The organism is Stenotrophomonas sp. TWI1151, from assembly GCF_039673135.1.
Classification (GTDB): domain Bacteria; phylum Pseudomonadota; class Gammaproteobacteria; order Xanthomonadales; family Xanthomonadaceae; genus Stenotrophomonas.
Window position 1 is genome coordinate 195,861 of the sequence record NZ_JBDJLA010000003.1, and the last position, 11,879, is coordinate 207,739.

At 68.9% G+C, this 11,879-nt stretch carries 9 protein-coding genes; 1 reads left to right on the top strand and 8 read right to left on the bottom strand.

Features of this window, described 5'->3' with window-relative positions:
* Window positions 1-13 precede the first annotated feature (13 nt).
* The 5 genes from bla to rpmB form a co-directional block, all read right to left on the bottom strand.
* Window positions 14-1,015, bottom strand: a complete 1,002-nt coding sequence (gene bla, locus ABE422_RS06705; protein ID WP_346465648.1) for a subclass B3 metallo-beta-lactamase — start codon at window positions 1,013-1,015, stop codon at window positions 14-16.
* 125 nt (window positions 1,016-1,140) lie between these two features.
* Window positions 1,141-2,541 (bottom strand): FAD/NAD(P)-binding protein, encoded by a 1,401-nt coding sequence (locus ABE422_RS06710; RefSeq protein WP_313212586.1) that lies wholly within the window; start codon window positions 2,539-2,541, stop codon window positions 1,141-1,143.
* Window positions 2,542-2,577: 36 nt separating this feature from the next.
* Complete coding sequence (gene cls, locus ABE422_RS06715; RefSeq protein WP_313212587.1) at window positions 2,578-3,996, bottom strand: cardiolipin synthase; 1,419 nt, start codon at window positions 3,994-3,996, stop codon at window positions 2,578-2,580.
* Between the two features lie 156 nt (window positions 3,997-4,152).
* A complete protein-coding gene (gene rpmG, locus ABE422_RS06720; RefSeq protein ID WP_172407465.1) occupies window positions 4,153-4,320 on the bottom strand; it encodes a 50S ribosomal protein L33 in 168 nt (55 codons plus the stop codon).
* Window positions 4,321-4,330: 10 nt separating this feature from the next.
* Window positions 4,331-4,567, bottom strand: a complete 237-nt coding sequence (rpmB, locus tag ABE422_RS06725; protein ID WP_019185625.1) for a 50S ribosomal protein L28 — start codon at window positions 4,565-4,567, stop codon at window positions 4,331-4,333.
* A gap of 306 nt (window positions 4,568-4,873) precedes the next feature.
* Here rpmB and ABE422_RS06730 point away from each other — a divergent pair, with 306 nt between their 5' ends.
* Entirely contained in the window at window positions 4,874-6,091 is a 1,218-nt protein-coding gene (locus ABE422_RS06730; RefSeq protein WP_346482701.1) for a glycosyltransferase, read from the top strand.
* Window positions 6,092-6,352: 261 nt separating this feature from the next.
* Here the strand turns inward: ABE422_RS06730 and ABE422_RS06735 are convergent, their stop codons facing one another.
* From ABE422_RS06735 to ABE422_RS06745, 3 genes are read right to left on the bottom strand one after another with little or no spacing between them, the layout of a single operon-like run.
* On the bottom strand, window positions 6,353-9,526 hold the full coding sequence (locus ABE422_RS06735) for a CusA/CzcA family heavy metal efflux RND transporter (protein WP_346482702.1): 3,174 nt from the start codon (window positions 9,524-9,526) through the stop codon (window positions 6,353-6,355).
* A 35-nt stretch (window positions 9,527-9,561) separates the two neighbouring features.
* Window positions 9,562-10,551, bottom strand: a complete 990-nt coding sequence (locus ABE422_RS06740; protein ID WP_313211903.1) for an efflux RND transporter periplasmic adaptor subunit — start codon at window positions 10,549-10,551, stop codon at window positions 9,562-9,564.
* A complete protein-coding gene (locus ABE422_RS06745; protein WP_346481574.1) occupies window positions 10,548-11,828 on the bottom strand; it encodes a TolC family protein in 1,281 nt (426 codons plus the stop codon). Before ABE422_RS06745 ends, ABE422_RS06740 begins: the two co-directional genes overlap by 4 nt.
* Window positions 11,829-11,879: the final 51 nt, after the last annotated feature.

The window sequence follows — 11,879 nt, forward strand, 5'->3', positions numbered from 1 at the left end:
CACCCTCCCTGCGTCAGGGCGCGCGTCCGGCGGCTTCCTCGGCAAGCCGTGTGTCCAGCTGGGTGTGCCCCATCTGCGCGTAGCGACGGCAGGCGCCTGGCTGGACCAGCGGGGTGGCTGCGTCGCCCTGCAGACGGATGAACAGGTTGCTGCCCAGGGGATGCGGCGTCACATGCACGTCGCAGGGTAGCGCCGCCAGCGTATCCAGACCGCGCCGGAAGGCCTCCACCATCTGCGGGTGATCGAGATAGCGGTACTGGGCATCGGAGATCGCACTCACGCTGTCGGTGTAGGCGATGTCCAGGCAGCGCCCTGCCTCGCAGGACCGCCAGGTCCAACTGGTGCCGCCCGGCGCGTGGCCCGGGGTGGCATGGGCGGTCAGCGCCAGCGGACCGACGCGGACGACCTCGTCGTCGCCGATGGCCATGACCTCGGCCACCGCTGGAAATGCCGAGCCTTCCTCAAGGAACTGCGGATCGCTGCGATCGCTCCGGCCGTTACGCAGGGTGGCCACGGCGGGCGAGCGTGCCAGCAGCGGTGCGCCGGTGGCCGCCTGCAGGTGCGCCAGGCCGGCGGCGTGATCGTAATGCTCGTGCGAGTTCAGCAGATACTTCACGTCCTGCGGATCGAAGCCAAGCGTGCGGATATTGGCCTCGATCAGGGGGCCGGCGGGCGTCGTGCCGCCATCGATCAGCACATGGCCCTGATCGGAGGTCACCAGCACCGCAGCCAGCCCACAGGTGCCGACATACCATGTGTTGCCGAAAATGCGCCGCGGCGGGGCGCGGTCGTTCCATCCCTCCATCACGCTGGCGCCCGCCGGGCAGGCGGGAATGTCGCGCAGTGCGGTGACGGCGACGGGCGCCGCGACCGTCGCATCGGTCGAGGCAGCGGGATCGACCGGGGCGTGGCGCTGGCAGGCGGCCAGAACCAGTGTTGCGCCCAGCACGACGAGCGGGCGCCATGGGGTCGTCGCCGTGACACGGGGGGCGGTCCTGTCGGGACGTAGCGTCATGGTCATTTCCTGTGAGAAAGACACGAGCCTAGTGCCGTCGTCATGCCGCCACCACCGAGCCTTTCGAGGGGAAGGCATGAGGTGTTTGTGTGCCTCGCGCACGGCCGCGAGGCACGGTGTCGCAGTCAGCCCACCGCGCGCAGCGCGGCCTGCTGGGCCTGCATCCGCAACTCGGGAATGGCCAGGCTTTCCCAGAGCGTGCCGATGCGCAGGCTGCCCACCACCAGCACGCGGGTCTGACGCTGGCCGTCGGCACCGAGCAGTTCGCCGTTCTCCACCGAGGTATCCAGCCCCAGCCCGTGCGGACCAGGCCGCGCATGCCCATCGGCCAGCAGCTGCTGGATCAGTGGATTGCGCATGCACAGCGCGCGGGTTTCCACGCCGGTGGCATTGATCACCGCGCTGACCGTCAGTGGCGGCAGGCCGCCGGCCGGGCCGTGCCCGTGCAGCTGCAGCCCGCCTTCCTGCACCAGCAGCGTGTCCAGCCGGGCGCGGTGGCGCTGCAGCTGGCCGCTGCGCTCCAGCTCGCTGACCTGGGCATGCACCGATTCGGCGATGCGGTGGCGGTGCACGTCCCAATGGCGCACCACGTGGCGCAGGAAACGACGCTGGTCGGCCTCGCCCAGGCTCAACCACAATGCCTGGCCCATCGGCCGGATGCGGTCCATGACGCTTTGCCAAGGGATGCCCTGCGCCACGGCGGCACGGGCCTGCCCACGCAGTTCACGCACGCGCTGACGCAGCGACATCGTCAACAAGGGCTGCGGATCGAAGGTGACCGCTGCGCCGTGCGCCTGTGGCAATGGCAGCAGCGCATGTCGCGACAGCACGAAGATGCGCCCGCGGTGTCCGGCGGCCGCCAGGGCCACCACGCTGTCGGCCATGCTCAGGCCCGAGCCGATGATGGCCAGATCGTCATCGCCGGCCAGCACGCGCACGCCGTCGTAATCCCAGGCCTCCACCGCCTGCGCCGGCGGCAGGGCATCGGCACCGGGCACCGGCAGTGGTCGCATGCTGTTGCCACAGGCCAGCACCACGCGCTGCGCGCGCCACACCACGTCGTCGTCGAGCCGCAACTGCACACCGTGTTCGGTCGGCTCCAGCGCGAACACTGGCTGCTCGACCACCTCCAGCACTGCCACGCTGCGCTCGCACGCCTGTTCCAGGCGCTCACGCAGGTAGGCGGCGTAATGGCGGCGCGGCACGAACTGGTCCGCCAGCACCTCGCGCGCCACATCGGCAATCGCCTGGCTGTCGATCAGGTAATCGAGGAAATCCGCAGGCTGATCGGGCAGCGCGCTCATCTTGCCGGCCGGCACGTTGAGCAGGTGCTCGGGCCAAGGCGTGGCGTAGGCGATGCCTTCGGCCAGCGCCGAAGCCGGCTCGAACAGCACGATGCGTGACGCTCGCGCAGCATGGCGCAGGGCCTGCAGGGCAACGAGGACGCCGGCAGCGCCGCCGCCGACGATGGCCAGATCACACTGGCGGTGGGTATCGGACGCAGTCATGCCTCGATTGTAGGCGATGCGCGTGGACCGCCCGTCCACGTGCGTCACAGCGGGCTACATCAAGGCATCGGCCAGCCGTGCGATGCCTTCGCGGCTGCGCTTCCACGCCGGCCGTTGGCGCCACGTCGCCAGATCGAGCTGACGGGACTGCTCGAGATAGTCGGCTTCGATCTGCGCCAGCTGCCGCACCATGCCGGGGTCATAACAGAGCATGCCGATCTCGGCATTGAGCGCGAACGAGCGGATATCCAGGTTGATCGAGCCGACCAGGGCGATGTCTTCATCGACGGTCAGGTGCTTGGCATGCAGGAAATGCGGTTCGTACAGCGCGATGCGCACCCCGCTGCGCAGCAGCTCATCGTAGTAGGCCTCCTGCGCCCAGGAGGTCAGCCGCTGGTTGGTGCTGGCCGACAGGATCAGCTGCACCTGCACGCCGGACAGCGCTGCGATGCGCAGCGCACTCAAGGTCGCTTCATCGGGAACGAAGTACGGCGTGACCAGCACGATGCGCCGGCGCGCCAGATGGATCAGCGCGTTCACCGCATCGCGCGCATTGCTGAAGGGGTATGCCGGGCCACTGGGCAGCAGCTGGGTCGGCACATCGGCCGAGCACACCGGCACGGCGGTGAGCACATCCAGGCGTTGCCCGGTTTCCATGTACCAGTCGCTGGCGAACACCGCTTCCAGGTGCGCCACCACCGGCCCGCGCACGCGCGCGACCAGCTCCTTGTTCGGGAACCCGGCGACGAACTGCGCGCGTGCCAGGTTCTGTGAGCCGATGTAGCCGACGCGGTTGTCGATCACCGCGATCTTGCGGTGGTTGCGCAGGTCCATGCGGCCACTGCGCCGCCAGCGCAGACCACCGGGCAGCATCGCGCGCACGTCGACACCGATCGCCTGCAGGCGATGGCGATAGTGGCGCAGCCCACGCTTGGCCCCGACTGCATCGAGCAGCACGCGGCAATGCACACCGCGCGCGGCCGCCCGCTGCAGCGCCTCCACGATGGCCTCGCCGACGGCATCGTCGAACATCAGGTAGTACAGCAGGTGCACGCGCTCACGGGCTTGGTCGATGTCTTCGATCAGGGCCTGCAGCGAGGCGTCATAGTCATTGAGCAGATCCACCGCGTTGCCGTGGATGGGCATGAAATCGCCCTGGCGCTCGATCAGCGGCACGATCTCGGCGGTGGCCGTCTCCGGCGGCGGCGTCCAGCGCAGCGGCGGCTGCAGCGCCTGCTCCTCGCGGATCACCTGGGAGGCCTCGGCCTGGCGCTGCACGCGCTGGCGCGACAGCCACGGGTGGCCGAACAGCAGATACAGCGGCAGCCCGAGCAGCGGCACGAAGCCGACCAGCAGCAGCCAGCTGCGCGCGGCACCGGGCGTGGTGCGGCTGGGAATCCACAACAGCGCGGCCAGCCGGATCAGCCAATCCAGCATCAACAACCACGAACCCAGCAGCCACTCGAACAGCATCGCGTCGCCCGTCGGGAGGGGAAACGCATTCTGCCATGGGCCGCTGCATGCAACCGGTCGTGCCGGCCGCTGGCCGGCGCCACGTATCGCCGGCCCAACAAAAAAACCCGCCACGAGGGCGGGTTTTTCGTCGGGAAGCTCAAGAACCCTTGCGGATTACTTGATCTTGCCTTCCTTGTACAGGACGTGCTTGCGCACGACCGGATCGTACTTCAGGAATTCCATCTTCCCGGGGGTGTTCTTCTTGTTCTTGTCCGTCGTGTAGAAGTGGCCAGTGTTGGCCGTCGAAATCAGACGGATCTTATCGCGCTTGCCTGCCATGATCGTTTACTCCTCAGACCTTTTCGCCGCGCGAACGCAGCTCAGCCAGAACGGAGTCGATACCGTTCTTGTCGATGGTGCGCAGGGCATGCGCGGAAACACGAAGCTTGACCCAGCGGTTTTCGCTGGCAACCCAGAAGCGGCGCTCGTGCAGGTTGGGCAGGAAACGACGGCGGGTCTTGTTGTTGGCGTGCGAGACGTTGTTACCCGTCTGCACTCGCTTGCCGGAAACTTGGCATACGCGGGACATTGCGCACCTCGATAAAAGTAGTTGTCAGCCCATAGCCCGGGCGACGGCGGCCTCGACGGTTTCCCGCCACACGTCATGAGAATCAAAGGGTTACGCTGTCGAGGGCGGACCGGATGACGTGTTCCCGGCCGCCGATCCAGAGATTTCTGGACACAGCGAGCCGCGCATTATGCCGCAGGCCGGTGGCTGGCGCAAGTTGTCCACAGGGCCATGGTGGTCTGTCAGTGCCGGGACGGCCTCCCGTGTTCGCATCGCCACCCACGGGCGATGGCGATACTGGCCGCCCCTTTTCCCCTGGACCCCTCGATGCGGCTGCTGGCACTTACCTACGGCACCGAAGGCGACACCCGCCCGCTGGTCATGCTCTGCCACGGCCTGATGGCCGCCGGACACGAGGTCATGCTGCTGGCCGAGGGCGGCACCCTGGGCAGCGCGCGCGCCCTGGGCGTGCCGCACGCCGCGCTGGAAGGCGACATCCACGACGAGGTGGTGGCGCTGGTGTCGCGTGGCAACAACACGCTGGCCGCCTCGCGCGGACTGGCCCGGATGGCGCGCCGGCACGTGCCGGCGTGGACCCGGCAGGCCGATGCGGCTGCCGCCGGGTGCGATGCGGTGCTGACCGGTGGGCTGGCCGCCTTCGTGGGTATGACCGTGGCCGAGCGGCATGGCCTGCCCGCGATCGGGCTGGGCATGATCCCGCTGACGCCCACGGCCGCCTTCCCGTCCCCGTTCCTGCCCCGGCTGCCCCTGCCGGGTGTGCTTAACCGGCTCAGCTACGGGCTGGTCAACCAGGCGGTCTGGCGCACCTTCCGGCAGCCGATCAACCAGGCCCGGCACGCGCTGGGCATGTCGCCGCGACGCAGCCTCTGGCGCGACCTGCCGATGCTCTACGGCATCTCGCCCAGCCTGCTGCCGCAACCGGCGGACTGGCCCGCCAACCATCGCATCTGCGGCCAATGGCGCCTGCCGGACAGTCCCTGGCAACCACCGCCGGACCTGCAGGCCTTCCTCGATGCCGGGCCCGCCCCGGTGTACCTGGGCTTTGGCAGCATGACCGGCTTTGATCGCGACCGCGTGCTGCCAGCGCTGCTGGACGCCCTGGCCCCCCGCCGGGTGCTGCTGTTCCCCGGTTGGGCGGGGCTGCCCAGCACCCCCCTGCCCGCCCGCGTGTTCGTGGTCGGGCCAACCCCACACGAGGCGCTGTTCCCGCGCTGCGCGCTGGTGATCCACCACGGCGGCAGCGGCACCACGCATTCGGCCTGCCGGGCCGGGGTGCCATCGCTGGTGATGCCGTTCGCGGCCGACCAGTTTTTCTGGGCGGCGCGGTTGCAGGCGTTGGGCGTGGCGCCGGCGGCGTTGTCGCCGAAGCGGTTGGATGCCAACACGCTGGCGCGGGCCATTGGCTTCGTCGAACACGCCGGAACGCGTAAACGGGCTGCTGCTCTGGGAAGGGCGATGGGCATGGAAACTGGCGTGGCCAAAGCAGCCGATCTAATCCAGCAATGGCTGGCAGGAAATCGATAAACGCCAAGTGGATGAGGCGGCCTCAAGGTGTGACCCCGCCATTTGACCGCCATGGCAACGGACTGCTGTAGTGGCCACACGACCCCGCCCTCGCCGTCGTCATTCAGTTGGCTAAACGGCTTGGGACGAAAAAACCGCCGAACGGCGGTTTTTTCATGTCAGTTGCCTCACTGGATCCAGACCGGGAAGAAGCCCATCGACAAGCCAGCGCATTGGTGAGGCAGCCAGGTCCGCACGTGGCATCACGTGCGGACCCACCCTTCAAACCGCGTCAGGCCCCTTCCGGTGCAACCACCGATACAGCACCGGCAGCACCAGCAACGTCAGCAGCGTGGACGAGAGGATGCCGCCGATCACCACGGTCGCCAGCGGGCGCTGCACCTCCGAGCCCGCACCAACATTGAAGGCCATCGGCACGAAGCCGAGCGAGGCCACCAGCGCGGTCATCAGGACCGGGCGCAGACGGCCCAAGGCACCTTCGCGCACCGCCTGCGGCAACGGCATGCCGTGCTCGCGCAGGCTGCGCACGAAGCTGATCATCACCAGGCCGTTGAGCACCGCCACACCGGACAGCGCGATGAAGCCCACGCCGGCCGAGATCGACAGCGGAATGCCCCGCAGGGCCAGCGCGAGCACGCCGCCGGTGAGCGCCAGCGGCACGCCACTGAACACGATGGCCGCATCCTTGACCGAGCCGAACGCCCAGAACAGCAGGGCGAAGATGATCGCCAGCGTCACCGGCACCACGATCGACAGGCGCTGGCTGGCCGAGATCAGCTGCTCGAAGCTGCCGCCGTATTCGATCCAGTAGCCGTTGGGCACCTGCACATCGCGCCCGATCGCCTGCTGCAGATCGCCGACAAATCCACCCAGGTCGCGGTCGCGCACGTTGGCGGTGACCACGATCCGGCGCTTGCCGTTCTCGCGGTTGATCTGGTTCGGCCCTTCGCTGTTGCTCAGCGTCGCCAGCTCACGCAGCGGTACGGTGCGTGCACTGCCGCTGGTCCAGCTGCCGGTGCGGCTGGACTCGTCGGCGTCGTCGGCCAGCGCCGTCTCCAGCGACACCGGCAGGTCCGCCAGTGCGGCCGGGTCCTGGCGCAGTGCTTCGGGCAGGCGCACCACGATGTCGAAGCGGCGGTCACCCTCGAACAACTGCCCTGCCACCTGCCCGCCCACGGCGGTGGCCACGGTCGATTGCACCTGGCCGGGATTCAAGCCATAGCCGGCCAACGCAGTGCGGTTGGGGGTGACAGTCAGCAGCGGCAGGCCGCTGGTCTCCTCCACCCGCACATCGGCCGCGCCCGGCACCGTGCCGGCTACCGCGGCAATGCGCTTGCCGACCGACAGCAGCGTCTCCAGGTCATCGCCGAACAGCATCACCGCCACGTCGGCACGCACGCCGGAGATCAGTTCGTTGGTACGCATCTGGATCGGCTGGGTGAACTCGTAGTTGTTGCCGGGCAGCTGCTCCACCGCGTCTTCCAGCTCGGCCAGCAGCGCGGCACGCGATTTGCGTGGATCCGGCCAGGCCTTGCGCGGTTTCATCATGATGAAGGTATCGGCGACCGAGGGCGGCATCGGATCGGAGGCGACTTCCGGCGTGCCGATCTTGGAGAACACCTTGTCCACCTCGGCGAACTGCACCAGCCGGTTCTCGATCTGCTTCTGCATCTCGATCGACTGGGTCAGGCTGGTCCCGGGGATGCGCATGGCGTGCATGGCGACATCGCCTTCGTCCAGGTTTGGTACGAACTCGCTGCCCAGCCGCGTCGCCAGCAGGCCACAACCGATCACCAGCACCAGCGCACCGGCGACCATCCAGCGGCCGCGCCGCAGGGCAAAGGCCAGCATCGGCTCGTAGCGCCGGCGCACCCAGGCCATCAGGCGGTTCTCCGTCTCCTGCACACGGCCACCGAGGAACAGCGCGATCGCGGCAGGCACGAAGGTCAACGCCAGCACCATCGCACCGGTCAGGGCCAGCACCACGGTGATCGCCATCGGGTGGAACATTTTTCCTTCCACGCCGGTGAGCGCGAAGATCGGCAGGTACACCGCGGTGATGATGCCCAGACCGAACAGGCTCGGGCGGATCACCTCGGCGGTGGCGCTGGCGGTTTCGGCGAAGCGTTCGTCGCGGGTCATGTCGCGGCCGAGCGCGTGCTGGCGTTCGCCGAAGCGGCGCAGGCAGTTCTCGATGATGATCACCGCCCCGTCGACGATCAGGCCGAAGTCCAGCGCGCCCAGACTCATCAGGTTCGCCGACACGCCACCGCGGGCCATGCCGGTCAGCGTGAACAGCATCGCCAGTGGAATCACCGCCGCGGTGATCAACGCCGCGCGGAAGTTGCCGAGCAGCAGGAACAGCACCACGATCACCAGCAAGGCGCCTTCGATCAGGTTCTTGGCGACCGTGGCGATGGTGCGGTCGACCAGCGCGGTGCGGTCGTAGCTGGCGGTGACGGTGACGCCCTCCGGCAGACTGGCCTGCGCCTGCTGCAGACGCGCCGCCGCGGCCTGGGCCACATCGCGGCTGTTGGCCCCGATCAGCATCACCACCGTGCCCATCACCACTTCATGGCCGTTCTGGGTGGCCGCGCCACTGCGCAGCTCCGGGCCGTCCTGCACCTGGGCGACGTCGTGCACGTGGATCGGCACGCCTTCACGGCGGGCCAGCACGATGTTGCCGATCTCCTCCAGGTTGGCGACCTGGCCGGGAATGCGGACCAGGAACTGCTGGCCGTTGCGTTCGATGTAGCCGGCGCCGACGTTCTGGTTGTTGGTCTCCACCGCCTGTGCCACGTCCTCCAACGTGAAGCCCAGCGCGCGCAGGCGGGCCGGGTCGGGGGTGATGTGCACCTGACGCTGGAAGCCACCGATGGTGTTGACCTCGGTCACGCCGGGCACGTTGCGCAGCTGCGGCCGGATCACCCAGTCCTGCAGGGTGCGCAGGTCGGTGGCGGTGTACGCCGTGCCATCGGCCTTGCGCGCCTTGGGATCGGCGTCGATGGTGTACATGAAGATCTCGCCGAGGCCGGTCGAGATCGGGCCCAGCTGCGGATCCAGGCCGTCGGGAATCTGCGATTTGACCTGCTGCAGGCGTTCGGCGACCTGCTGGCGGGCGAAGTAGATGTCGGTGCCGTCCTTGAAGACCACGGTCACCTGCGAGAGCCCGTAGCGCGACAGCGAGCGGGCCTGCTCCATCGCCGGCAGGCCGGCCATCACCGTCTCCACCGGGTAGGTGATGCGCTGTTCGGTTTCCAGCGGCGAGTAACCGGGGGCCGCGGTATTGATCTGCACCTGGACGTTGGTGATGTCCGGGGTGGCATCGATCGGCAGCTTGGTGAAGCTCCAGCTGCCGATGACGATCAGCACCAACGTCAGGGCCATCATCAACCAGCGATGGGCGATGGCGGCGCGGAGGATGCGCTCAAGCATGGGAGCGCCCTCCGTGTGCGGGGCGCGGCAACGCATCAATGTTCATGCGATGCCCCTGCCTTGCCGATGTCGGCCTTGACCACGTAGCTCTGCTCGACCACGACGTCTTCGCCGACGGCCAGGCCACTGAGCACTTCGACCTTGCCGGCATCGCGCGCCCCCAGGGTCACCGCACGCGCGGTGTAGGTGTCCCCTTCGCGCACGAACACCACGTCCTTGCCGTCCATCGTCTGCAGCGCGCTCAACGGCACCACCTGCGCGGCCGGCGTGGTGGCCACCACGATGCGCGCCTTGACGGCCGCACCGGGCCGCCATTGGCCGTCGTCGTTGCGCAGCGTGGCGCGCGCGACCGTGCTCTGGCTGGCGGTCGCGGTGCCGGGCAGCACGCGTTCCAGCGTGGTGGCCTGGCTGACGCCGTCGGTCATGCGTGACACGGTGACCGGCACGCCGGCGGTGATGTGCTGGGTGTCGTTGCCGAAGATATGCAGGTCCACCCACAACGTGGACAGATCACCGATCTCGAACAACGGCGTGCCCTCGCCTGCCACCCCACCGACCTGCGCCTGGCGCGCGAGCACCACGCCACCGATCGGTGCGGTCACGGTGTAGGTGGTGAGGCTGAGGTTGCTCTCGATGCTGGCCACTACCTGGCCGGCGCGCACGCGGTCGCCCACATTGGCGCGCAGCGAACGGATCGGGCCGGGAAAGCGCGCCATCACCTGGGCAACGCGGCCATCGACCGGGGTCAGCAGCCCCTGCACATCGTGTTCGTCGGCGATGGTGCCGGCGACGACAGGTGCCACGCGGATGCCCGCCTGCTCGGCCATGGCCGCGGCGATGGTGGTGCGTTCCGGGGCGTCGTGATCGTCGTGGTCATCGTCGTGCCCGGCCTCACCATGGCCGGCGTCCTCGTCGGCCGCGTTAGCCGGCGCCGCAGCGGGCTCAGCGCCGCCGCAGCCGGTGAGCGCCATCAGCGCGATCAACAGGCTGGCGGCCAGCGCGGTACGGGTCTGGGAAAGGGTCATCGGCGGTCCTCCGTGGACACGGTGTCGGTGGCGGCGACCATGCTCTGGCCGGTCAGGCGCTGGAGTTCGATCAGGGCGGTCTGTGCGGCGATGGCCGCGTCGAGCTGGCGCTGGCGTGCGTCGATCCGCATCGCCTGCAGCTGGGCCCATTCCATGTAACTGATCGCGCCGGCACGCCAGGCCTTCTCGGCAGCGTTCTCGGCACGCTGCAGCTGCGGCAGCACGTCGCGCGCCATGCGGGTCACTTCCAGCCGCGAGGTCAGGTAGCGGCCATGCGCTTCGGCGAGGGTGGCGTACAGCTGCAGCGCGCGCGCGTCGCGCTCCACGCTGTTGAGCGCCAGTTCGGCCTCGGCCGCACGGATCTCCGGGTCGGCACGGCGCACGCTGCCCAGCGGCAGGCTGAAACCGGCGACCAGGGAGGTGTCGCGGGTATCGCGCGAATTGCGCACCCCCACCTGCCAGCTGACATCGGGCCGTGCCTGGGTGCGGGCCAGCTGCACCTGCGCTTCGCGGATGCGACGCTCACCGGCCAGCACCGCCAGTTCCGGGGTGCGCTGCAGTTCCTCGGCGAGCACGGCGAAGTCCTGCAGCGCGGGCAGCTGCATGGGGTCGCCGGTGACCACGTCGAAACCGGGCTCACGCTGGCGCCACAGTGCGGACAGCGCCGCACGCGCGGACTGATCCATCTGCCGGGCGCGATCGCGGTCCAGCTCGGCCTGGGCCTGCATCGCCTGCGCGGTCAGCAGCACCGACTCGGGCGAGGCACCGGCCTGCAGGCGCAGTCGCGCGGCGGCGACGGCGCGCCGGCGCTGCTCGATATCGGTCTCGGCGATGCGCAGCTGCTGGCGCGCGTCGGTCACTGCCAGATAGCGGCGGGCGACCTCGGCCATCAGATCCAGCCGCGCGGTTTCGCGCTGCGGGGCCAGGCTGTCCAGATTGGCCTGGGCCACGGCGCGGCGGGCATCCAGCTTGCCGCCGCGTTCCAGCACGCCGGCCAGGGTGACGGTGACTTCGGCGGCATCGAAGCCACGGGTGTCACCGCTGCCGAGTGCGTTCTCCAGCTCCACGCCAAGGGTCAGCGGGGGCGACAGGCCGGCCGCGTCACGGCGGGCTTCCCACACCGGGCGCTGCGCCTGCGCCAGGCGCAGGTCGGGGTGGTACTGGGCGACGCGCGCGATGGCGTCGTCGAGGGTCAACGGTGCAGCAGGTGTCGTGCCCTGTGCGTACACGCACGGCACGAACGCAATGGCAGCCAAGGCTGCCAGACGCATCCACATGGGAGTCTCCAGAAAGCGATCAGAGGGCAAACGGCGGCCGCGCGGCCGCAG

Excerpts from the sequence above, each read along its gene's own strand:
- cls (WP_313212587.1), bottom strand. The coding sequence starts at position 3,996 with ATGCTGTTCGAGTGGCTGCTGGGTTCGTGGTTGTTGATGCTGGATTGG.
- ABE422_RS06730 (WP_346482701.1), top strand. The coding sequence starts at position 4,874 with ATGCGGCTGCTGGCACTTACCTACGGCACCGAAGGCGACACCCGCCCG.
- ABE422_RS06740 (WP_313211903.1), bottom strand. The coding sequence starts at position 10,551 with ATGACCCTTTCCCAGACCCGTACCGCGCTGGCCGCCAGCCTGTTGATC.
- rpmB (WP_019185625.1), bottom strand. The coding sequence starts at position 4,567 with ATGTCCCGCGTATGCCAAGTTTCCGGCAAGCGAGTGCAGACGGGTAAC.
- ABE422_RS06735 (WP_346482702.1), bottom strand. The coding sequence starts at position 9,526 with ATGCTTGAGCGCATCCTCCGCGCCGCCATCGCCCATCGCTGGTTGATG.
- ABE422_RS06745 (WP_346481574.1), bottom strand. The coding sequence starts at position 11,828 with ATGTGGATGCGTCTGGCAGCCTTGGCTGCCATTGCGTTCGTGCCGTGC.
- bla (WP_346465648.1), bottom strand. The coding sequence starts at position 1,015 with ATGACGCTACGTCCCGACAGGACCGCCCCCCGTGTCACGGCGACGACC.